20 protein-coding genes are annotated in these 22,552 nt (G+C 73.6%); 12 read left to right on the top strand and 8 right to left on the bottom strand.

What is annotated here, in order from left to right:
* Positions 1-130: 130 nt before the first annotated feature.
* Genes EV374_RS25640 through EV374_RS25660 form a run of 5 tightly spaced genes read left to right on the top strand, consistent with a single transcriptional unit; the run spans position 131 to position 7,086 of the window.
* A complete protein-coding gene (locus EV374_RS25640; protein ID WP_132239647.1) occupies positions 131-2,923 on the top strand; it encodes a sialidase family protein in 2,793 nt (930 codons plus the stop codon).
* Positions 2,924-2,949: 26 nt separating this feature from the next.
* Positions 2,950-3,804 carry a carbohydrate ABC transporter permease gene (locus EV374_RS25645; protein WP_132239649.1) on the top strand — a complete coding sequence of 285 codons (855 nt, stop codon included), beginning with the start codon at positions 2,950-2,952 and terminating at the stop codon, positions 3,802-3,804.
* Between the two features lie 2 nt (positions 3,805-3,806).
* Entirely contained in the window at positions 3,807-5,141 is a 1,335-nt protein-coding gene (locus EV374_RS25650) for an ABC transporter substrate-binding protein (protein ID WP_132239651.1), read from the top strand.
* Complete coding sequence (locus tag EV374_RS25655) at positions 5,138-6,178, top strand: ABC transporter ATP-binding protein (protein ID WP_132239653.1); 1,041 nt, start codon at positions 5,138-5,140, stop codon at positions 6,176-6,178. The genes EV374_RS25650 and EV374_RS25655 overlap by 4 nt, the downstream gene beginning before the upstream one ends.
* Before the next feature lie 38 nt (positions 6,179-6,216).
* Entirely contained in the window at positions 6,217-7,086 is an 870-nt protein-coding gene (locus tag EV374_RS25660; protein ID WP_132239751.1) for a carbohydrate ABC transporter permease, read from the top strand.
* 71 nt (positions 7,087-7,157) lie between these two features.
* Here EV374_RS25660 and EV374_RS25665 read toward each other — a convergent pair whose 3' ends face one another.
* Both EV374_RS25665 and EV374_RS25670 read right to left on the bottom strand, forming a co-directional pair.
* Positions 7,158-8,786 carry an ABC-2 transporter permease gene (locus tag EV374_RS25665; protein WP_132239655.1) on the bottom strand — a complete coding sequence of 543 codons (1,629 nt, stop codon included), beginning with the start codon at positions 8,784-8,786 and terminating at the stop codon, positions 7,158-7,160.
* A complete protein-coding gene (locus EV374_RS25670; RefSeq protein ID WP_132239657.1) occupies positions 8,783-9,667 on the bottom strand; it encodes an ABC transporter ATP-binding protein in 885 nt (294 codons plus the stop codon). Before EV374_RS25670 ends, EV374_RS25665 begins: the two co-directional genes overlap by 4 nt.
* 405 nt (positions 9,668-10,072) lie before the next feature.
* Between EV374_RS25670 and EV374_RS25675 the strand changes: the two genes are divergently transcribed.
* The 3 genes from EV374_RS25675 (at position 10,073) to EV374_RS25685 (ending at position 13,637) form a co-directional block, all read left to right on the top strand.
* Entirely contained in the window at positions 10,073-11,398 is a 1,326-nt protein-coding gene (locus tag EV374_RS25675; RefSeq protein WP_486485959.1) for a cation:proton antiporter, read from the top strand.
* Between the two features lie 177 nt (positions 11,399-11,575).
* On the top strand, positions 11,576-12,190 hold the full coding sequence (locus EV374_RS25680) for a GNAT family N-acetyltransferase (RefSeq protein WP_132239753.1): 615 nt from the start codon (positions 11,576-11,578) through the stop codon (positions 12,188-12,190).
* A gap of 28 nt (positions 12,191-12,218) precedes the next feature.
* A complete protein-coding gene (locus EV374_RS25685; RefSeq protein ID WP_132239659.1) occupies positions 12,219-13,637 on the top strand; it encodes an RtcB family protein in 1,419 nt (472 codons plus the stop codon).
* Between the two features lie 49 nt (positions 13,638-13,686).
* Here EV374_RS25685 and EV374_RS25690 read toward each other — a convergent pair whose 3' ends face one another.
* The gene (locus EV374_RS25690; RefSeq protein ID WP_132239661.1) at positions 13,687-14,118 is read right to left on the bottom strand and encodes an archease; all 432 of its coding nucleotides are present in this window, start codon (positions 14,116-14,118) and stop codon (positions 13,687-13,689) included.
* Positions 14,119-14,268: 150 nt separating this feature from the next.
* Entirely contained in the window at positions 14,269-15,870 is a 1,602-nt protein-coding gene (locus EV374_RS25695; protein ID WP_132239663.1) for an LLM class flavin-dependent oxidoreductase, read from the bottom strand.
* Between the two features lie 163 nt (positions 15,871-16,033).
* Here EV374_RS25695 and EV374_RS25700 point away from each other — a divergent pair, with 163 nt between their 5' ends.
* Positions 16,034-16,636: an MBL fold metallo-hydrolase gene (locus EV374_RS25700; RefSeq protein ID WP_132239665.1), complete on the top strand. Its 603-nt coding sequence runs from the start codon at positions 16,034-16,036 to the stop codon at positions 16,634-16,636.
* 404 nt (positions 16,637-17,040) lie between these two features.
* Positions 17,041-17,910, top strand: a complete 870-nt coding sequence (gene ygiD, locus EV374_RS25710) for a DODA-type extradiol aromatic ring-opening family dioxygenase (protein ID WP_486485960.1) — start codon at positions 17,041-17,043, stop codon at positions 17,908-17,910.
* A gap of 130 nt (positions 17,911-18,040) precedes the next feature.
* Here the strand turns inward: ygiD and EV374_RS25715 are convergent, their stop codons facing one another.
* From EV374_RS25715 to EV374_RS25725, 3 genes are read right to left on the bottom strand one after another with little or no spacing between them, the layout of a single operon-like run.
* Entirely contained in the window at positions 18,041-18,526 is a 486-nt protein-coding gene (locus EV374_RS25715) for an SRPBCC family protein (protein ID WP_132239667.1), read from the bottom strand.
* Entirely contained in the window at positions 18,523-18,885 is a 363-nt protein-coding gene (locus tag EV374_RS25720; protein WP_132239669.1) for a metalloregulator ArsR/SmtB family transcription factor, read from the bottom strand. The genes EV374_RS25715 and EV374_RS25720 overlap by 4 nt, the downstream gene beginning before the upstream one ends.
* A gap of 32 nt (positions 18,886-18,917) precedes the next feature.
* Complete coding sequence (locus tag EV374_RS25725; protein ID WP_165947910.1) at positions 18,918-19,625, bottom strand: HAD family hydrolase; 708 nt, start codon at positions 19,623-19,625, stop codon at positions 18,918-18,920.
* A gap of 97 nt (positions 19,626-19,722) precedes the next feature.
* Here EV374_RS25725 and EV374_RS25730 point away from each other — a divergent pair, with 97 nt between their 5' ends.
* The gene (locus EV374_RS25730) at positions 19,723-21,693 is read left to right on the top strand and encodes a peptide deformylase (protein ID WP_132239673.1); all 1,971 of its coding nucleotides are present in this window, start codon (positions 19,723-19,725) and stop codon (positions 21,691-21,693) included.
* Here the strand turns inward: EV374_RS25730 and EV374_RS25735 are convergent.
* A complete protein-coding gene (locus tag EV374_RS25735) occupies positions 21,620-21,997 on the bottom strand; it encodes a CU044_2847 family protein (RefSeq protein WP_132239675.1) in 378 nt (125 codons plus the stop codon). The two genes, EV374_RS25730 and EV374_RS25735, sit on opposite strands and share 74 nt — an antisense overlap.
* A 190-nt stretch (positions 21,998-22,187) precedes the next feature.
* Between EV374_RS25735 and EV374_RS25740 the strand changes: the two genes are divergently transcribed.
* The gene (locus EV374_RS25740) at positions 22,188-22,499 is read left to right on the top strand and encodes a hypothetical protein (RefSeq protein ID WP_132239677.1); all 312 of its coding nucleotides are present in this window, start codon (positions 22,188-22,190) and stop codon (positions 22,497-22,499) included.
* Positions 22,500-22,552 lie beyond the last annotated feature (53 nt).

Raw genomic sequence — 22,552 nt, forward strand, 5'->3', positions numbered from 1 at the left:
CGATCCCCGTCCATGCAGAGGATTGTCTGCGTCGATGCGCTCTGTCATTCTCCACCGTGGACGCTGCCAGCGGCGGTCGGCATTCCGGAGGGTCGCGCTGAGTGGCGCCGTCATCTGCCGGAGGGACCTCGTGAAGCGCAGACGTCGTCATCTGCTCGCAGGATTGGCGGTCGGTGCCCTGGTGGCGTCGACCGGTCTCATCGGAATCCACTTCGCCGGCGCCGAGGTGCCGGCCCCCGTCGCCGCGGCCGGCGACGGGGAGATGCCGGGCGCGCTCGGCGCCCACATGGAACGGCTGCGCCAGGCCGTGCCGGGCAGCGACGGCATGTCGCCGGAGGGGCCCGGCAACGCCGCGCAGCAGGAGTTCCTGGAGCGCGCGTACCCGGCCGACACGATCAGCATCGCCCAGGTCGACCGCTCCAAGTCGGCGTACGCCGCCGCCGAGCGGCGCGCCGGCGGCACCCGAGGCTGGACGAACATCGGCCCCAGCGAGGCGCTCTACCCGTTCACCGAGTTCCGCAACGCCGGCAACTACGTGCCGAACGCGTACGTCGCGGGCGGCCGGGTCACCTCCATCGACATCGCCCCGGACTGCAACGCCCTGCTCTGCCGGGCGTACGTCACGCCGGCCGGCGGCGGCGTCTGGGGCACTCTGAACGTCCTGGCCGCCGAGCCGAAGTGGTTCTACCTGGGCGGGCCGCTGGGCATCAACGCGGCCGGCTCGGTCAAGATCGACCGCAACGACAAGACGGGGCTGACCATCTACGTCGGCACCGGCGAGGCCAACACCTGCGCCTCCGGCTGCGTCGCCGGCGTCGGGCTCTACAAGTCCACCAACGGCGGCGTCACCTGGAAGGGCCCGCTGGGCAAGGACGCCCTCGCCGGCAAGGGCATCGGCGAGATCACCGTCAAGCCCGGCGACCCGAAGACGCTCTACGTCGCCACCACCACCGCCCTGCGCGGCATGTCCGGCTCCTGCTGCACCGGCGTCACCCGGCCGGTGCCCGACGCCGAGAAGTGGGGCCTCTACAAGTCCACCGACGGCGGCGCGAACTGGAAGTTCATCCACAACGGCTCGGCCGACGCCACCCAGTGCACCGGCAGCGCCGCCGAATACGGCAACACCGCCACCTGCTCGCCGCGCGGCGTGCGCTACGTCAAGCTCGACCCGCGCGACGCGAACACCGTCTACGCCTCCTCGTACGCCCGGGGGGTCTGGCGCTCGACGGACGCCGGCGCCACCTGGACGCAGATCAAGCCCTCGCTCAACCCGGCGGTCTTCCAGACCCGGGCCGCGATCGACGTGACCGCCCTGCCGAACGGCAAGACCCGCATGTACGTCTACGAGGGCAACCTCGGCAACCCGTACTCGCGGCTGTTCCGCAGCGACGACGTGGCCGGCGGCGCCCCCGCGTTCGCCGACCTGAGCAGCGCCAACCCGGCCGACCCGGGCTACGCCACCTACAACCAGTGCACCGGCCAGTGCTGGTACGACGTGTTCGTGCACACCCCGGCCGGGCACCCGGACATCGTCTACACCGGCGGTTCGTACGTCTACGGCGAGACCGTCGCCCACAAGCGGGCCGTGGTGCTCTCCACCGACGCCGGCGTCAGCGGCACCGACATGACCTTCGACGGCACCGACGAGCTGCACCCCAACGGCCTGCACCCCGACCAGCACGCCCTGGTCACCAACCCGCGCAACCCGTACCAGTTCTTCGAGGCCAACGACGGCGGCGTGATGCGCTCCAGCGGCCAGTTCGTCGACCGGTCGGCCTGGTGCGACAACCCGGACCGCAACCTGACCACGCAGGCGCAGAAGGACCGCTGCCGGCAGATGCTGTCGAAGATCCCGTCGAAGCTCGACGGCATCAACAAGGGCATGAACACGTTGCAGTTCATCAGCCTCTCGGCCAGCCCGCACGACCACCGGCTGCTCCAGGGCGGCACCCAGGACAACGGCACCTGGGAGAACAAGGGCGAGCGTCGGCGCTGGGTCAACACGATGATCGGCGACGGCGGCGCGTCCGGCTTCGACGTCGGCAGGCCGGAGTTCCGCTTCCACACCTTCTACGACGCCTCGCCCGAGGTGAACTTCGCCAACGGCGACGTGGGCAGCTGGATCTCGATCTCCGACCCCGTCTTCGGGCAGCCGGGCACCCTGTTCTACGCACCCGTGGTCAGCGACCCGAAGGTCAGCGGGACGATCTTCGCCGGCACCTCGCGCACCGTCTACCGGACGAAGACGTTCGGCCTGGGCGACCGGAGCCTGGCCGAGGCCGACCGGATCTGCAACACCTGGACCGGCACCTTCGAGGCGCAGTGCGGCGACTTCGCGCCGCTGGGCACGGTCAACCTGACCGACGCGGCGTGGGGCGACCGGGCCGGCGGGGCCGTCTCGGTCGTCGAGCGCGTCGCCTCCGACTCGGCCACGGCGTACGCAGCCACCAGCACCGGCCGGGTCTTCGTGTCGCGCAACGTCGACGCCGAGCCGGCGTCGGCGGTCACCTGGACGCGGATCGACACCGCCGCCACGCCGAACCGCTTCGTCACCAGCGTCCACGTCGACCCGGCCGACCCGGCGCGGGCGTGGGTCTCCTACAGCGGCTTCAACTCGAACACCCCGGCCACCCTCGGGCACGCGTTCGAGGTGCGGCTGGCGGGGGCGGGCGCGACCTGGACCGACCGGTCGTACGACTTCGGCGACCAGCCGATCACCGACCTGGTCCGCGACGACGTCACCGGCACCCTCTACGCGGCCACCGACTTCGGCGTGCTGCGGCTGGCCAAGGGCGCCACGACCTGGGTGAAGGCGGCCCGGGGCATGCCGAACGTGGAGGTGGCCGGGCTGACCATCGTGCCGGGCAAGCGGGTGCTCTACGCCGCCTCGCACGGCCTCGGCGCCTGGCAGCTCACGCTCTGAGGCAGGCGACCATCGGCAACGACACGGTGCGGGGCCGCGTGCGCGGCCCCGCACCGCTGCCCGGGGCAGCCGGGCGGGCCTGGCGGACCCTCGGCGCGGCCTTCGTCCTGCTCGTCTTCGTCCCGCCGCTGCTGCTGCTGGTCTCCGGTTCGCTGACCGAGCCGGGCCTGCCGCCGCCGCCCACCCCGCAGCTCGTGCCGGAGCCGGTCTCCACCACCGGCTACCGGCAGGCCGTCGAGCTGGGCGGGCTGCTGCGCGCCTCGCTCAACTCGGTCCTGGTCGCGGTCGTCGCCGTGCCGCTGAGCGTGCTCGTCGCCTCCCTGGCGGGCTTCGCGCTGGCCCGGATCGCCCCGCGCGTCACCGGCGTCGTCGTGGCGGCCTCCCTGGTGGCGCTGATGGTGCCGGCCACGGCGCTGCTCGTGCCCCGCTTCGCCATCTTCCGGCTGCTCGGCCTGACCGACACCCTGGTGCCGCTGGTCGCCCCGGCGTTGCTGGGCACCTCGCCGCTCTACGTCCTGGTCTATTTCCTGGCGTTCCGGGCGCTGCCGGCCGATCTCTACGACGCCTGCCTGGTGGCGGACCTCTCGCCGCTGCGCACCTGGTGGCGGGTCGCCCTGCCGCTGGTGCGCCCGGTCACCGCCGGCCTCACCGCGCTGACCTTCGTGCTCACCTGGTCGAACTTCCTCGACCCGCTGGTCTACGTCTACGACCGCGACCTGTTCACCCTGCCGCTGGCGCTGCGCTCCCTGTCGGTGCTGGACCCGACGAACTTCCCGGTGTTCCTGGCGGGCGCGGTGCTGGCCACGGTGCCGGCGCTGGCCGTCTTCGTGCTCGCCCAGCGGCGCTTCCTCCACCACGACGACCCGACGGGACGAGACTGACGATGCGACCGACGACGCGACCGAAGGCGCTGCTCGCGCTGCTGCTCACCGCCGTGCTGACGGCCACCGGGTGCGGCTCCGGCGCCGGGTCGTCCGCCGACGGCCCGGTGCGGCTGCTGGTCTTCGGCGCCCCCGAGGAACTCGCCGCCTACCGCACCCTCGTCGAGGCGTACGAGAAGGCCCGTCCCGGCGCCGACGTGCAGCTCGTCGAGGCCAGCGACCGCAAGGACCTGCTGGCCCGGCTGGCCACGTCGGTGGCCGGCGGCGCCCCGCCGGATCTGTTCCTGATGAACTACCGCTTCTACGGCCAGTTCGCCGCCAAGGACGTCATCGAGCCGCTGGACGACCGGCTGGCCGCCTCGCCGGCCGTCGACCCGGCCGACTACTACCCGGTGGCCTGGGACGCCTTCCGGTGGCAGGGCCGGCAGCTCTGCCTGCCGCAGAACGTCTCCAGCCTGGCCGTCTACTACAACCGCACCCTGTTCGCGAAGCACGGCGTGCCCGAGCCGAGGGCCGGCTGGACCTGGAACGACCTGGTCGCCACCGCGACCGCGATGACCCGCGACTCGCGGGGCGTGGTGGTCAGGGCCACCGAGAGCGAGGGCGCGGCGCTGCGCCCGGCCGTGCACGGGCTCGGCGTGGAGCCGTCGATCATCCGGCTCGCCCCGTTCGTCTGGTCGGGCGGCGGCGAGATCGTCGACGACCCGGCGAAGCCGACCCGGCTGACCCTGGACACCCCGGTCGCCCGGGAGGCACTGAAGAACCTCGTGGACCTGCGGCTGGCGTACGGGGTGGTGCCCACCGACGAGGAGGTGGAGGCCGAGGACGACGAGTCGCGCTTCGCCAACGGCCGGCTCGCCATGCTGATGAGTTCCCGCCGCTCCACCACCACGTTCCGCTCGATCACCGGCTTCGAGTGGGACGTCGCGCCGCTGCCCGTCTACAAGGAGCAGGTCGGGGTGCTGCACTCCGACGCGTACTGCATGACCCGGGGCGCGAAGCACAAGGACGCCGCGTGGCGGTTCCTGGAGTTCGCCATCGCCGAGGAGGGGCAGCGGATCATCGCGGCCACTGGGCGTACCGTCCCGTCGCACATCGGGGTGTCGCGGTCCCCGGCGTTCCTCGGCCCGGCCCAGCCGCCGCGCAGCGCCAAGGTCTTCCTCGACGCCATCCCCACCGTGCGGGCGCTGCCGACCGTCTCCACCTGGCCGGAGATCGAGGACGTCACCTACGGCATCCTGGAGAACGCCATGCACCGGGGCGACCGGCTCGACGACGTGATCCGCGACCTCGACCGGCAGACCCGGCCGATCTTCGCCCGCGGGGAGCACGGGTGAGCGATCCGGGCCTCGCCCTGGCCGGCGTCTCGGCCGCCTACCGGGGGGCGACGGTGCTGCACGAGGTGGACCTGGCCGCCGCCCGGGGCGAGCTGCTGGTGGTGCTCGGCCCGTCGGGGGCCGGCAAGTCGACGGTGCTGCGGGTCGTCGCCGGCCTGGAGCCGGTCACCGCCGGCCGCGTCCGCATCGCCGGCCGCGACGTCACCGCCGAGCGCCCGGGCCGGCGCAACGTCTCGATGGTCTTCCAGTCGTACGCGCTCTTCCCGCACCTGAGCGTCGCCGAGAACATCGCCTTCGGCCTGGAGGTACGCGACACGCCCCGCGCGGCGGCCCGCGAGCGGGCCCGGGCGGCGGCCGAGACGGTCGGCTGCGCCGGGCTGCTGGACCGGCGGCCCGGGCAGCTCTCCGGCGGCGAACGGCAGCGGGTGGCGCTGGCCCGGGCGCTGGTGCGCGAGCCGGACGTGTTCCTGCTCGACGAGCCGCTGTCCAACCTCGACCAGGCGCTGCGGGTGCAGATGCGCGCCGAGCTGCGGGCCCTGCACGACCGGCTGGGCGCGACGATGGTGCACGTCACCCACGACCAGACCGAGGCGCTGGTGCTCGCCGACCGGATCGCCGTGCTGCGCGACGGGCGCATCGAGCAGGTCGGCACCCCCGACGAGATCTGGCGCACCCCGGCCACCACCTTCGTGGCCCGGTTCGTCGGTTCCCCCGCGATGAACCTGCTCCCGGCCGACGGTTCGCTGCGCCCCGACGGCGCCCCGGCCCCGGGGGCGGACCACGACGGTATGGAGATCGGCTTCCGGCCCGAGGCGGTCGTCCTGGGCGCGACCGACGGCGCGCCGGCCACCGTCGACCGGGTCGAAGTGGTGGGCGAGGACGCGTACGCGTACCTGAGGCTCGCCGGCGGGCACCGGATCGTCGCCCGGGTGCCCGCCGCCCGCCGGCCCGGCAGGGGCGCGCCGGTGCGCGTCGGCGTGCGCTGGGCCGACGTGCACGTCTTCCACGCCGCATCGGGCCGCCGGTACGCCCCGTGACGACGACCGACCGCCGCTCGCGCCGGCAGTTGGCGCTGATGCTCACGCCGTACCTGGTGGGCCTCGTCGGGCTGGTGCTGCTGCCCGCCGCCGTCACCCTGGCGCTGGCCTTCACCGAGTACGACCTGCTGCGCCCGCCCCGCTGGGTGGGGCTGGACAACTTCGCGGCGCTGCTGGACGACCCCGTGTTCCGGGTGTCGCTGACCAACTCGCTGGTCTTCGCGCTGGTGGCCGTACCGCTGCGGGTGCTCTTCGCCCTCGGCCTGGCGCTGCTGCTGCACCGCCGCGCGGTCGGCGTCGGCGGCGCCCGCACCGCGGCGGTGCTGCCGACCGCGGTGCCGGAGATCGCCTACGGGCTGCTCTGGCTCTGGCTGCTCAACCCCCTCTACGGCCCGATCAACCAGCTGCTGCGCACGGGCGGGGAGAACGGCCTGACCGCGCTGGGACGCACCCCGCCGCAGTGGCTCACCGACCCGACCGACGCCCGCGCCGCGATTGTCCTGATGAGCCTGTTCACCATCGGCGAGACCTTCGTGGTGCTGCTGGCCGCCCGCCGCGCGCTGCCCCGCGACGTCTACGAGATGGCGGCGATCGAGGACGCCACCGGGTGGGACGTGTTCCGCCGGGTCACGCTGCCGCTGATGGCGCCCGTGCTGGGGCTGCTGGCGGTGCGCGACGCCATCCAGAGCCTGCACTTCTCCTTCGTGCCGGCCTTCGTGGTGACCGACGGCGGCCCACCCCCGTACGCCACCACCTACCTGTCGCTGTTCGTCTACCGCACCGGCTTCGAGTACCTGCGCTACGGCTACGCCGCCGCCGCGACCCTGGTGATGATCCTGCTGACCGTGGCGGCGGTGCTGGTGCAGTGGCGGCTGATCCGCCGCTACCGCGCGTTCTACCGGGTGTGACCTCGCGACGTTCGGCGGCTGCCCGTCCCGCCGCAGGCCGTCGATCGGCAGGGCCGCGTCCAGCCGTCGGGCTAGACCACCATGTCCCGACGCCGGTAGCCCGCCACGCCGACCGTGACGGCCGCACCAGCGAGCACGATCATGACGGCCGTGGCGGGCCAGTCCGGCGTCGCCTGGGGCACGGCCGCGAGATGGGTGTACGGCGAGAGCCAGCTCACCCAGCCCGCCGCCCCGGTGCTGTCGGCGATGACCTTGAGGAGGAACCCGCCGGCGGCCGGCACCATGCCCAGTACCGCCACCCCGTGCGGTGCCCGGCCCAGGACGAGGACCGCGGCTCCGAGGTTGAGCAGCGCCACCGGCAGGATGTTCCAGGTGCCGGCGAGCGCGGCGCGCAGCGGCAGATCCGCGCCGACCAGGATCGCGCCGAGCCACGTCGCCACTCCGGCGACGGTGACGAGCACCGCAGCGCCGACCGCGGTGGTGCCCACCTCGGCGGCGAGCAGCCGGGCGCGCGGGACCGTCCCGGCGTGGAGGAGGGTCAGGCGCCCGTCGGCCTCCGCGGCGGCGAACGCGGCGACCCGGACTGCGGTGAAGGCGCCGACCGGTACGGCGAGCAGTGCGAACAGCGTGGCGGCGTATCCACGGACGGAGCCGAGGCCGGCGAAGCCCGCCTGCGCGGCAAGGTCGGCGAAGCGGGGGTTGTCGGCGAGGAAGTCGGTCAGGGAGACCGTGAGCACGCCGATCAGCAGGAAGTACGCGCCGACGCCGGACGACCAGCCGACGAGTGGCCGCAGCATCCGCCGGACGGCGAAGGTCTCCACCGAGCCGAGCAGCCGCAGACGGGGCGGCCGGCCGGCGGCGGGGGAGAGCAGTCCGTCGCGGACGTCCCGCCGGCCGGCCAGCGCGAGCGCACCGGCGGACAGGACGACCGTGGCGAGCGCGAGCACGATCAGGGGCGACACCCGATCGTCCTGATAGGGGCGCGTCAGCGCCAGCGGCCCGTACGGCGGCAGCCAGCGCAGCCAGCCGAGCGGGGCGACGCCGTCACCGACCATGCGGGCGAGCAGCCCGAGGCCGAGAAACGCCAGCGTGGCTCCGCTCGCGGCGGTCCGCGTGGGGAAGACCTGTGCGGCGAGGGCCGCTGCCGCGACGGCCACCGTGGCGACCAGCGCCAGACCGGCGGCGTGCAGGGCCGCTCCGCGGGCCGGGGTGCCGACCGCGACGAGCGCCACGGCGAGCGTGACCCCGGTCAGGGTCGTCGCGGCCGCCAGCACCGCGAGGTGCCGGCCGAGCACCGTAGCCGGCCCCAGCCGGCCGGCGAGCAGGAGGTCCCACCGGCCCGCCGCCTCCTCGCCGCGGGTGACGCGGGTGGTCGCGAGCAGGCCCCACACCGACAGCACGACGGCGAGGATGGTGCCGGTCCGCCAGACGGTGAAACCGCCTGCGGTGTCGAGGGCGACCGGCTCGCCGAACAGGGTCCGGATCGCGGGATTGCGGGCCAGGGCGGCGAGCGCGTCCGCGTCGAGATTGTCCCCGACGGTCGTGGCGTAGGTCGCGGCGACCAGCGTCGACATGCCGACCGTCACGGCGAGCACGACCAGTGCGCCGCGGCGTACCTGACGTACGGCCAGGCGGGTGACGGCCTGCCCAGCGGCGGTGGCCGCGGTGCGGCCGGCCACTCTCAGGGCGGCGGCGGTCATCGGGCGGTCTCGCCGTAGTAGTCGAGGAAGATCTCCTCGAGGCTCGGCTCCCGGACGGTGAGGGCGGTGACGTCGGCGGCGGCGAGGGCGCGTAGCGCGGGCGCGGGCGGCCCGGTCAGGGAGAAGCTGAGCGTCCCGCCGTCCTGCGCGACGATGTCGACTCCCGCCGCGCCGGACAGGTCGGGTACGGGGCCGGTGAAGCGGGCCGTCACCTCGGTGCGGTGCAGGCGGCGCAGGTCGCCGACGGTAGCGACGTCGACGAGGCGGCCGGCGCGCAGGATCGCCACCCGGTCGCAGACCGCTTCCACCTCCGCCAGTTGGTGGGAGCAGAGGAACGTGGTCTGGCCGCGGTCCCGGGCGACCGAGACGGCACGGCGGAACTCCCGCTCCATCAACGGGTCCAGCCCGCTGGTCGGCTCGTCGAGGACCAGCAGCGGCGCGCGGGTGGCGAACGCGGCGACGAGCGCGATCTTCTGCCGGTTGCCGGTCGAGTAGGTGCGGGCCGGTTTGGACAGGTCGAGGGCGAACCTCTCCACGAGGTCGTCGCGGTAGGCGCGGTCGATGCCGGGTCCGGTGGCGGCGAGCAGTTCGAGGGTCTCCGCGCCGGTGAGCTGCGGCCACAGCGCCACGTCGGCCGGCACGTAGGCCAGCAGGCGATGGGCGGCGACGTCGCCGGCGTCGGCGTCGAAGACCCAGGCCCGCCCGGCGGTGGGCCGCGCCAGGCCCAGCAGCAGCCGGATGGTGGTGGACTTCCCGGCGCCGTTCGGGCCGAGGAACCCGAACACCTCGCCGGCCGGCACGGTCAGCTCCAGCCCGTCGAGGGCGAGCACCTTTCCGTAGCGCTTGGTCAGGTCTTGCGTGCGAACGGCGGGTGTGGCCATGGAATGCCTCCGGTCGACGACGTGTCACGACTGCCGACCAGGCTTCCCGGCGCACCGCGTTCACCGTACTGCGCCGCGTCACGCGTGGGAAGTGGCGCGGTTCATCCGGCCGCCGGCGAAGCGTTCCACGTGGTCGACGTCGGCTCCGATGGCCACGACCGCGCGGTGGGAGCCGGCGATCCCGAGCCGCCGTAGCAACGGCGGGTCCAGCGCCAGCGCCGGCAGCGTCAGCGGGCGGTACGCCCGGCGAACATCAGCAGGCTCAGCAGCAGGGATGGCCGGCCGGGAGGCGCGGGTAGATCCGGTGCCTCGGCGTGCGGGCCGCCGGTATGATCGCCGAGATCTGTGGAGCGCCGGGAAGTCTGGTCGGCACCGTGATGTCCCGTACCCTCGGAAGGCCAACCCGTGCTGCTGCTGTCCTTCGCCGCCGTCCTGCTGGCTGCCGTGCTCGTGTCGGCGCTGGCCCACCGCACCATCCTCTCCACGGCGGCGCTGTTCCTGGTCGCCGGCTTCCTGTTGGGCGAGGACACCGGGGGCGTGCTGCACCTGCGGGCCGACTCGCCGATCGTGGCCCAGTTGGCGGAGCTGGCGTTGTTCGCGGTGCTGTTCACCGACGGGATGCGGGTGGGCTGGGCCGACCTGCGCTCGGCGTGGCGGTTGCCCGGTCGGGCGTTGGGCTGGGGTCTGCCGCTGACCCTGCTGGTGACGGCGGTGCTGGCGCACTACGTGGCCGGTCTTGACTGGCCGGAGGCGCTGCTGGTCGGGGCCATCCTCGCCCCGACCGATCCGGTCTTCGCCGCCGCACTGGTCGGCAACGACAAGGTTCCGGCGCGGCTGCGGCACCTGCTCAACGTGGAGTCCGGCGTCAACGACGGCCTGGCCCTGCCGTTCGTGGTGGTCCTCCTGGCGGTTGCGGCCGGCTCGGACGATCTGCACCTGGGGGAGTTGGGCACCGAACTGGCGGTCGGTCTGCTCATCGGGGTGTTGGTGCCGCTGTTGGCGATCGGGTTGGAGCGGACCCGCTGGTTCGCCGCGTCGACGGCGTACGCCCCGTTGAACGGGATGGCGATCGGCCTGCTGGTGCTGGCGCTGGGCAAGGCCACCCACGGCAACCTGTTCCTGGCCGCGTTCGCCGCCGGGATCACCGTGGCCACCTTCGGGCCACGGCAGCGCGCGGCGTTCGAACACTTCGGGGAGAACGTGGCGGAGCTGCTGAAGCTGGCCGCACTGCTGGTGTTCGGGGCGCTGATCTCGGTGGAGTTCCTCGGGGAGATCTCCTGGACCGGCTGGGTCTTCGCCGTGCTGGCGATCGTGGTGGCTCGGCCGGTCGCGTTGTGGATCTCTTTCCTGCGCTCGGGACTGGGCCTGCGGGAGCAGGCCGCCGCCATGTGGTTCGGACCGAAAGGCTTCGCCTCCGTGGTCTACGGGCTGCTGGTGCTCGAGTCCGGCATCGCGGCCGGCGACGAGGTGTTCCACCTGGTCGCCCTGACGATCGTCATCTCGATCCTGGCGCACTCCTCGACCGATGTCGTGATCGCCCGGGCCTTCGACGACGCCCGCGAGGCGCCGGCCTGGCACGGGGTGCTGCACCGGATGCGCCGGTCCCGGCGATCGGTGGCTCCGCCCTCACGTCGGGCCGACCGCCCGGCAGCCAGCCGGTCCACGTCCACGGAACGGCCGGCGACCGAGGACGGGTCGGGAGCAGATCCGGCGCGGACCGGACAGGAGTAGTGACCGTGCCTGCCGCGCCGCCACCCGGTTCGCCGCCTGCGGCGACACTGGTCCGGCCCAGACCGTGGCCGTCGACCGGGTGGGCCGGCCTGACCTGATAATCCCGGGCGCCGGCCTGTGGGCCGTGGCATGATCGCGCACTGCGCCGGCCGGGTGGCGGCGCGCGAGGAGGACGGCATGGAGTTCGACGTACGCCGCATCGGCCCGGAGTCGACCGCCGAGGCGGCCGACGTGCTCGCCGACGCCTTCGACGGGTACCCCTGGATGGCCTGGACGGTGGCCGCCGACCGGCACCGGGAGCGGCTGGCGGCGATGTTCGCCGGCACCGTCGCCGCCGTAGGGCTGCCCTACGGCGACGTCTGGGCGGCGGTGGACGCCGACGGCCGGCTGGCGGCGGTGGCGGTCTGGCTGCCCCCGGACCGGCCGGTGCCGGACGAGGTCTGGGCCGGTGTCGCGGCCCGCAACGCCGAGCTGGCCGGCGACCGGCAGTCGGCGCTGCACGCCGCCGACGCGGCCTGCGCCTCCCTGCGGTCGGCCGAGCCGGCGTTCCTGCTCGCCACCGTGGGCGTGCGCCGGGTCGACCAGGGCCGGGGGCTGGGCGCCCGGGTGCTGCGGCCGGGCCTGGCCGAGGCCGACCGGGCCGGCCTGCCGGCGGTGCTGGAGACCTCGTCGGAGCCGAACGTGCGCTTCTACCGGCGGCTGGGCTTCGTCGTCACCGGCCAGGCGCGGGTGCCCGACGGCGGGCCCGACGTCTGGGCGATGCGGCGGCCGGCGGCCGGCGAGCGGGTGTAAGGGCCGTCCGCCCGGGTAGCCGCCGGGAATGGAGCTGGTCGAGGAGTCGCCGTACCGCTTCCGGATCGACCGGCACGACCCGATGCGGGTGCCGGGGGTGGTGTTCGCGTCCCGGTCCCTGCTGCCCGACGCGGGGGAGGACAGGTCGCTGGAGCAGGTCGCGAACGTCGCCACGCTGCCCGGCATCGTCGACGCCTCGTACGCCATGCCCGACGTGCACTGGGGCTACGGGTTCCCGATCGGCGGGGTGGCCGCCACCGACGTCGCGAACGGCGGCGTGGTCTCGCCCGGCGGGGTGGGCTTCGACATCTCCTGCGGCGTCCGGCTGCTCGCCGCCGACCTCGACCGCGACGGGCTGCGGCCCTGCCTCGACGCGCTGATGGACGGCCTCGGCGAGGCCACCCCGCGCGGCATGGGCAGGGGCGCGGTGTGGCACCTGTCGACGCGCGCGGAACTCGACGCGGTGCTGCGCGGCGGCTCCCGGTACGCGGTGGAACGCGGCTTCGGCGTCGAGCGGGACCTGCACCGCTGCGAGGACGCCGGCGCCGTCGGCGACGCCGATCCGGCGCGGGTCAGCGAGCGGGCGATCGAGCGCGGCGCGCGCCAGGTCGGCAGCCTCGGCTCCGGCAACCACTTCCTGGAGGTGCAGGCCGTCGAGGAGGTGTACGACGACACCGCCGCCACCGCCTTCGGGCTGCGTCCCGGCCAGGTCTGCGTGATGATCCACTGCGGCTCCCGGGGGCTGGGCCACCAGATCTGCACCGACTACGTGCGGAAGATGGAGCAGGTGATGGCCCGCCACGGCATCGAGGTGCCGGACCGCCAGCTCGCCTGCGCTCCGGTCTCCTCCGCCGAGGGCCGCGCCTACCTGGGCGCGATGGCCGCCGCCGCCAACTACGCCCGGGCGAACCGGCAACTGCTGGCCGACGCCGCCCGCAAGGTCTTCGCCCGGGTCACCGGCAGCCGGCTCGACCTGGTCTACGACATCTCGCACAACCTCGCGAAGATCGAGACGCACGGCGTCGACGGCGAGCGCCGCGCGCTGTGCGTGCACCGCAAGGGGGCCACCCGCGCGCTGCCGCCCGGCCACGCCGACCTGCCCGACGACCTGCGGGACGTGGGTCAGCCGGTACTGATCCCCGGCTCCATGGGCACCGGCTCGTACGTGCTCGCCGGCGTGCCGGGGGCACCGGCCTTCGCGTCCACCTGCCACGGGGCCGGCCGGGTGCAGAGCCGCAAGCAGGCCGTGCGGTCGGAGCGCGGGCTGGACCCGCGTGCCCAGTTGGAGGCGCGGGACATCGCGGTACGCGGGGCGTCCCGGCGCGGCCTGGCCGAGGAGATGCCGGCGGCGTACAAGGACGTCTCGGCGGTGGTGGCCGCCGCCGAGGGCGCCGGACTGTGCCGCAAGGTGGCCCGCCTGGTCCCGCTCGGCGTGGTCAAGGGCTGAGCGGGCGACGGAGGGTCCCCGGCTGTGACGATCAGGAAGGTAACGGGGTTCACACGTCCAGCGTCACCGCGCAGCACCAGCCCTCGCGGTCGGGGCCGAAGCGCAGCCCGTGCAGGGAGACGGCCTTCGGCACCGCGCCGACCAGCTCGACGGCGTCGGTGTCCGCCGTGCGCCAGCGCACCACCAGGCCGCCGGCGCCGTCGTCGGCCACGTCGGTGCGCAGCGGCAGCTCACCCGCCGTCTCCATCCGGAAGATCACCTCGTCGAGTACGCCCACCAGCAGGTCCGCGTCGTCGTCGCCGGGCGGTGCGTGGAACTCCCGCCGCGGGCCGGGGGACGCCCCGGCGGGGTCGACGAACGTTGCGACCAGCGCGGCGACCGCCTCGGCGACGCACTCCTCCCGGCTCGGCGCCCACGCCTCGATGCGGACGTCGGCGGTGTGCGGCAGGCGGCGGTGCCCCCGCCCGGGTGGTCGCGGCATGCCCCGATCCTCCGGCACACCGTGTGACGGCGGGTTCGGTTCCGGTCTGCCGGCACACCGTGTGACGGCGGGTTCGGTTCCGGTCTGCCGGCACGCCGTGCGACGGCGGGTTCGGTTCCGGTCCTCCGGCACGCCGTGCGACGGCGGGGTTCAGTTCAGGCCGAGCCGGGCGATCGGCTCGACGAGCTCGCGCTCCTCGTAGGCGAGGTGGGACAGCAGGGTGTCGCTGAGCAGGTCGACCGCCGCGCGCAGCTCGGCCATCCCGTCGGCGACGGAGACGAACGCGACCAGCGCCCGATCGACGCGTTCCAGCACGTCATGGATGGCGTGGTGCTCCTGCTCCAACCGGTCCAGCACCGGGGCGAGGCGGGCGTCGCCCCGGCGCAGGTGCGGGAAGATCCCCCGGTCCTCCAGCGTGTGGTGGGTGGTGACGACCCGGCAGTACGACTCGCAGTACGTGCCCAGGGTCCACTTGTTCTGCCGGATCGTCATGGTGTTGATGTGCGAGCGGGCCGTGCCCGCGTCGACCAGCCCGGCGCCCACCTGTTCCACCAGGTCGTACAGTCGGGTCAGCTCGGCGCGCAGCCCGTCGTGCACGTCAATGAGGTGCTGGGCACCAGCCTGGTCGTGTGGCGTGTAGGTGCGCGCCGGGTCGGGCGCGGGGCCGGTGGGGCGCGTGGCCTCGTCCCAGACCCGGATCGCGCTGCGGCGCACGCCGTCGTCGGGCGTCGGGACGACGGCGAAGGACCCCGCGCCGGCGGGTGGGCGGGAAGCGGGCGGCGGTTGCGCCCCGGCGCCCCCGGGTGTCGCCTGCGCCTCGACGGCTCCGGGCGTCGCCGGGGTCACGGCGGCAGCGGCGCCGGCCGCGCGCTCGCCGGCCACGAGTTCCCGTACGGCGGGGGCGACCTCGGCGGCGAAGCGCCGCAGGTCCTCCGGGTCGTCGCTGCCCAGGATGAAGGTGCTGATCCCGTCGCTGAGCGCGAGGTCGGCCAGTTCCTCGGCCCACTGTTCGGCGGGGCCGTTCAGCGGTCCCCGGCCGACGGTGGCGAAGCGGCCGGTGACGTTGAGCAGGCGACGCACGTCGGCCGGATCGCGGCCGGCCTCCCGCGCGGCGTCGTCGATGATCGTGTTGCCCCTGCCCAGGTCGCCGGGTTGCAGGTAGCCCAGCGACGGCAGCCACCCGTCGGCCCGGCGCCCGGTCAACGCCAGCATCCGCGGCTTGTACGCGCCGAGCCAGATGCCCACGTCGTGGGCGGGCGCGGGGCCCCGCTTCGCGCCCACCACCCGGTGGAACTCGCCGTCGACCCGGACGCCGCCGCGCGCCTCGACGTCCCAGACCTGGCGGATGACGTCGATCGCCTCGGTGAGGGCCCGCACGCCCTGCCCGGGGGAGAGCCGGCGCCCGCCCATCGCCTCGATGGCCTCCCAGAACGCGCCCGCGCCCAGGCCGAGCTCCACCCGGCCACCGCTGAGCAGGTCGAGACTCGCCACGCTGCGGGCGAGGACGGCCGGCGGGCGCAGCGGCAGGTTCGTCACGTTGGCCGCCAGCCGCACCGTGCCGGTCCGGGCCGCCACGAAGCTCATCAGCGTCCACGTGTCGAGGAACGCGGGCTGGTACGGGTGGTCCTGGAAGGTGACCAGGTCGAACCCGACCTGCTCGGCCAGCGCGGCGAGGCCCACCACCCGCCCGGGCTCGGCGCTGCCGGGCGTCAGGAACGCCCCGAAGGCCAGCGGGTGGCCGTAGTCGCCCATCTCGGTACTCCCTTCCGCCCCGCAGCCTCTCACGCGGCTCGGGACGGTCCCCGGGCCGCCCGGCGAAACCGGCCGGGAAGGCGGGCCCGCGCCGCCCTCCGGCACGGCCCGTGCCGCCCGCCGCCGGGCTTACGGGGCGCTGCCACCGGCGTACGGTCGCCGGATGCGGATCACGAAGTTCACCCACTCCTGTGTCCGGCTGGAGCACGACGGCGGCGTGCTGGTCATCGACCCCGGCACCTGGAGCGAGCCGCGGGCCCTGGCCGGCGCGGACGCCGTGCTGGTCACCCACGAGCACACCGACCACGTCGACGTGCTCCGGTTGGCGGGTCTCGGCGTGCCGGTCTTCGCCCCGCAGGGCGCTGCCCTGCCCGACCTGGCGCGGCTGTCCGTGACCAGGGTCGGCGCCGGCGAACGGTTCACCGCCGCCGGCCTCACCGTGACCGCGCTCGGCGGTCGGCACGCCACCATCCACGGTGGCCAGACCGACTGCCCCAACCTGGGCTACCTCGTCGACGACGCGGTCTACCACCCGGGCGACTCGCTGCACCGGCCGGACCGCCCGGTCGAGACGCTGCTGGTCCCGGCGCAGGCCTCCTGGCTGAAGCTCACCGAGGCGATCGACTTCGCCGGTGCCGTCGGGGCCGAGCGGGTGTTCCCCATCCACGACGCCCAGCTCAACGAGCGCGGCCTGACCAGCGTGAACGGCTGGTTCGCCGAGACCGTGCCCGGCTACCGTCACCTGGCGCCGGGGGAGTCCGCCTGACCGGCGACCCCGCCCGGCGCGATCTCCACCGGCACCGGCCGTGTCGTCCACGGACGAACTGCTATACGGTCGCTGGGTGAGGGTCGAAGAACACTGGTGGAACGGTGACACGTCGCAACGCGGGCGTCGGGACGTGTACATCCGCACCGATGGGCAGCGTTGGGACGTACAGGTACGAATCGGCGGCGAGTCCGGCCGCTCCCGGGTGCAGGAATGCCCCGGCCGGACGTCCGCGGTCATCCTCGCCGGTGCATGGCGTGGCAATCACCCCGCCTGGCGCGAGGTGTCCGACTGACGGCGATCGCCGGCCGCGACCGGTGCCGACCGGTCGCGGCCGGCGATGACCGGTCGGCTCCCCACGACAGCGGTTAGGCTCGCCTCAGCGTGAGCCCGGGGGGAGCAGCATGAGCAGCGAGACCGTCCCGGCGGTGATGCCGGCCGCGTTCATCGGGCACGGCAGCCCGATGAACGCGCTGGAACTCAACCGCTACACGCAGGCGTGGCGCGCCTTCGGGCGGGCGGTTCCGCGGCCCCGGGCGATCCTGGTCGTGTCGGCCCACTGGTACATCGGCGCCACCGCCGTCACCGCGATGCCCCGGCCGAGGACGATCCATGACTTCTACGGCTTCCCGCCGGAGCTGTTCGACGTCCGCTACCCGGCGCCCGGCCTGCCGGAGCTGGCGGAGGAGATCGCCGACGTGGTCCACCCCACCTGGGTCGGGGCGGACGTCGACTCGTGGGGGATCGACCACGGCACCTGGTCGGTGCTCACCCACGCGTTTCCCGACGCGGACGTCCCGGTCGTCCAGTTGAGCATCAACGCGTTCAAGAGCCTGGACTACCACCTGGACCTGGGCGCGCGGCTCGCCCCGTTGCGCGAGCGCGGAGTGCTCGTCGTGACCAGCGGCAACGTGGTGCACAACCTGCGGGGGGTGGACCCGCGCATGGTCGACGAGGGCTTCGACTGGGCGCGGCGGTTCGACGAGGCGGCGAAGGACGTCATGCTCGGCGAGCCGACCGAGGCGGCCACGCTGGACGCCCACCGTGACTTCGGCCGGGCCGTACCGACGCCGGACCACTTCATCCCGCTGCTCTACCTCGCCGGCCTGGCCGGCGCCGCCGGCAACGGCGCGGAGGTGCTGGTGGACGGGTACGCGTACGGGTCGCTGTCGATGACCGCCTACACCGTGGGGTCGTCCTGCCGCACGGAGGCCCCGTTGGCCGGGGCACCCGCCCTGCCGGCCGACGTGCCGCCCGACTCCGCCAACATCTGACGGTCGCCGTCGCTGTGGGCCGCCGCCTGGCGGCTCGCGCGGCCGGCCCCGGGCGGGGCGACGGGACGCGGGACCAGCCGATCGTGCCGCCGGTCCGCACGGCGGGGCCCGCATCCCGTCGCCGCGTCCGTCAGAGGCCCTTGACGACCTCGACCAGCTGGTCCAGCGCGGCGCTCCAGCCCTCGGCGAAGCCCATCTCCTCGTGCGACTTCTTCGCGGCGGCGTCGGCGTGGATCGCCGTGGCCGTGTACTTCGTGCCGTTGCAGGTGGGTTCGAGCTTGATGATCGCGGTGAACGGGAGGTCGTCGCTGACCACCTGGGGGCGGAAGCCGGGGCCCAACCCCGAGGTGAAGATCAGCGTCGAGCCCTCCTCGACGACCAGGATGCAGCCGGTGCTCGGGTACTCCTCGCCCTCGGGCGAGCGCATCACCGTGTTGAACCTGCCGCCGGGCTGGAGGTCGATCTCGCAGGACGAGGTCGACCAGGGCCGCGGGGCGAACCACTGCACGATCAGCTCGGGCGTGGTCCAGGCCTTCCAGACCAGCTCGGGGGCGACGTCGACGGTGCGCTCCAGGACGAGGTCGAGGTTCGGGTTCACGCTCGGGTAGGCGGTCATGTCTGCTGCTCCTTCAGGTCGTGGAGAAACGAGTCGAGCTGGTCGAGGCGCCGGGACCATGTCGCGCGCTGACCGGCGAGCCAGGTGTCGACGTGCTCGAGCGGCTGGGGGGCGAGCCGGTAGGTCCGCACGCGCCCCTTCTTCTCCGACGTCACCAGGCCGGAGCGCTCGAGGACGCCCAGGTGCTGGGTGAACGACGGCAGTGCCATGTCAAACGGACGAGCGAGCTCGCTGGTTGTCGCGGGCCCTCGGCCGAGCAGCTCGACGACCCGGCGGCGGGTCGGGTCCGACAGCGCGTGGAACACGCCGTCCAGGGTCCCGTCGTCGCTTCCGGCTCCGCCGGCCGATTGCTTAGGCATGCACCTAAGTATGCTTGCGCCGAACACTTAGGTCAAGCCCTAAGCGAAGTCGTCGGCGGCCCCGGGCGGTCGTCACCGTGGATCCCGTCGGGGCCGTCGGGTGGCACCGCGGCGGACAGCAGCGCCACGGTGAGGTCGGCCAGCCGCCGGCCGGGCGCGACCGGCGATCCGTCGCCGACCATCACCACCGGGCAGCCAGCGGCAATCGCGCTGGAGACTCCCGTTGGTGAATCTTCCACGACAACGCACCGAGACGGTGGAAATTGCAGCCGGCGCGCACCGAGCAAATAGGGATCGGGCGCGGGTTTTGGCCGAGTCACGTCGTCGCCGCAGACGACGGTGTCGAATTGGGGAACGTCATTGTGAGTCAGCAACGCGTTCACGATCTCCCGGCTGCTCGACGTGACGAGCCCGACCGGCACGCCGTGCCGTCGCAGATCCGCGACGAGGCAGAGCCCGGAACCGTCCCATCGCGCCATGCCATCGAGGTGGCACCGTCGTACGAACCGCTCCACCCAGGCCGCGTCGGTGGTGAGATCCACCTCCGACCAGCCCAGTCGACGATGCACGGTGCGGGCGGCCTCCAGCGCCGTGAGTCCGCGCAGCCCGTCGAGCGCCCCCGCCGGCACGGCCTGCCGTCGACCGATCAGCGCGGTGAACGCGGCCCGCCACAGCGGTGCCGTGTCGACCAGGGTGCCGTCGAGATCGAAGAGTGCGGCCCACTTCTTCACCACTGCCATGCTCCATTCTTCGACGTTCTCGGTCAACGTTCGGACAGGGCGGGAACGGTGATTTCCGATAGGATCGGTAATCCGCAGCGGAACGGAGGTCCCGGTGATGTACCGGGTCGAGCGCGCCATCGCTTTCGTGCTCGGTCGACGCGACGCCGAGCGCGTCGGGTTGGCATTCCTGGTCGGGGAGCGTGTGATGGTCACCTGCGCCCACGTGGTCAACGCGGCGCTCGGTCGGCCGGCGCGGCACGCGGAGCCCGTGCCGAGGAACATCCGCGTCTCCCTGCACTTCGCGCTGCTCGGGCCGCCGAACAGTTGGATCGAGCGCAGTGCCGAGGTGGTGGCGTGGTTGCCCACCGGCGAGAGCTTCGACGTCGAGGACGTGGCGGTGCTCCGGCTCGGCGAAGGGCTGGACGGCAGCGGGGCGGAGCCGCTGCGCATCAGGGCTGACCTGAACGACCGTTACAACGCCGCCGTGCAGATGTGGGGGCCGGGTCACGGCCGTGACCTCGGACGGCACGTGCGGGGCAGCCTGCTCGGCGCGGTCGGCAAGCACCGGCTCCAGGTCGACGAGACGGTGCTCCGGGTCTTCCGGGTGCAGTCCGGGTTCAGCGGGGGGCCGGTCTGGGACCCGGCCACCTCGCTGGTGTTCGGCATGCTCCAGGCCATCACCACGGACGGTTCCGCCGAGGTGCTCGTGCTCGACGGCGCACTGCTGGAGCGGGCACTGGCGGCGGTCGCGACCGCCCGCCCCGGCCTGGCGCTGCTGCACGACCACGGTGAGGTGCACTACGACGGCAGCCACTACACGCTGCGACAGCGCCGGCTGCTGCGCCACGGCGGGGGTAGTCCCCGCGCCAAGTACGAGATGAAGGTGTCGGTGGCACGCTTCCTCAACGACGAGGCGTCCCGCAACCTGCGCCACCACGCCCGGCATCCGCTCAGCGTCGGCGACCCGGCCCGGGACATCGGGCTCCAGGCCTGGTGCACGGTCGACGACCGGACCAGGCCGATGGACGTCAAGGCGACGAAGGTGCGCCATGAGGAGATCAACTTCGACCTCTGCTTTCCCGGGCCGGGGCTGCTGACGCCCGGCCAGCAGGCGGTCATCGAGTACCGCTACCGGGTCAGCGACGAGATCTGGGGGCAGTGGTACAAGCGCAACGTCAAGCCCAACACCGACCGGCTCTCCATCGAGGCGTACCTGCCGGCCGAGCTGGAGCCGGAGTGCTGGGGCATGACCTCGCTGCCGTCGGAGACGGACCTCGAACCGCTCTCCGACGTCGAGACACGGGTGGAGGGCGACCGGATCGTCTACTCCTGGGACCGCAGCGCCGAGGAGGAGAACCTCGCCGAGGAACGCCGCATCCGACTGGACTGGTTCTTCTGGCGCCGCATCCCCGACAGCAGCGAGTGCGACGACGCGGCAAGCGTGCTGCGGCAGTTCGGCATCCGGCAGCTGCGCGAGCCGGCCCGTGGGCGCGAGTCGTCGAACCTGCCGACGAGGACGCGGCTCATCGACTTCGACTCGTCCCACGATCGGCAGTTGGCGGTGCGGGTGCTCGCTCACCTACGCCGGGTGGCCGGCTGGGTCAACCGCTACCACGCCTTCAAGCCGCAGGTCAGCATGGGGATAGCGGCGCCGCAACTCGGCATGGCGTACGCCATCGCGATCGTCCGCCAGCCGGGGTCGAACGACTACCTCGAACTGGTCAATCCGAGCGTCGTCGAGCGGACCGACGAGGAGGTGCTGGAGTTCGAGGGCTGCCTCAGCTTCTTCGACGTGCGGGGCCGGGTCCGGCGGCCCTACGGCCTGCGCGTGCGGCACCGCACCGCGCAGGGGGACGACCGGGACGTGGTCCTGACCGGGGCCCTGGCCCGCAGCGTGGCCCACGAGATCGACCACCTCGGCGGAAAGCTCTACACCGACACCGACCGGATGCCGAGTGACGAGGCCCCGATAGGCGTGCGCCAGTACCGGCAACTGCGCGACAGCGACCGCTTCACACCGCTGGCGCCTCCGCGGCGGCTGACCTGGCGGGCGCAGGAGCATCGGGACGGTGCCAGGTCAGGCTGACCTTGAAGGTCGCCTCGGCGGTCCCCTTCGTGAAGATCAGACCCGTCTCCCCGCCCACCGTCAGCCCCAGCTCGACGGAGATCTCGTCGGGAGTGGACGCCGCCGCCCGCAGCCCGGCGACCACGGCGCGCACGGCGGGCAGCACCCGCTCCAGCGAGTTGGTCAGCGTGACGCCGGCCCACGGGGCGCCGCCGTCGCCCGCCGCCACCAACTCGATGTTCCCGAGGTCCCGCCGCTCCGCCTCGACCTCGATGTACTCGTCGCCGCCGTCGGCGACCGGAACCTTGAGGATCAGCGTGGTCATGTGACCTCCGTGCGTCGGCGGTGCCAGGGGCGCCGAGGGCAGTGAGCCAAGGTGTAGCAGCTCGCGGTGCCGAGCGGTAGGCATCCGACGGCTTTCTCGCAGCAACGCGTCCTGCCCCCGGGAACGACCCGGTGCCGGCTGCGAGGCCGCTGGCGTTTCTCATCGGTGGCGCGTGGGTCATGCTGGTGCGGTGACTGACGTCGACGCCCCCGAACCGCTCGTCCTCAACGTGTACTGCCGGCTCACGGTGGCCGTGACCGATCCGCAGGTGCTCACCGACCACGCGGTGGCCGACCTGCGGGCCGCGGACATCGACTGGGCGGCGGAGGAGGACGACCTCGAGACGGCGGTGGCGGACCTGCGCAACGACGTCGTGGTGTCGCTGGCGTCGCTCGTGGACATCAGCCGCATGGTCGAGGGGCTGCCGGGGGTGGCGGCGAAGGGCGGGCTGTGCTGGGCCGAGCCCGGCCCGCCCCGCGAGGCCGTCTGGCGCGCCGAGTAGACGCCGCGCCGGTCCCCGGGCACCCGCCGTCGCCCGAGCGGGGCCCTCGGCGC

The sequence above is a fragment of the Micromonospora sp. CNZ303 genome, assembly GCF_004345505.1.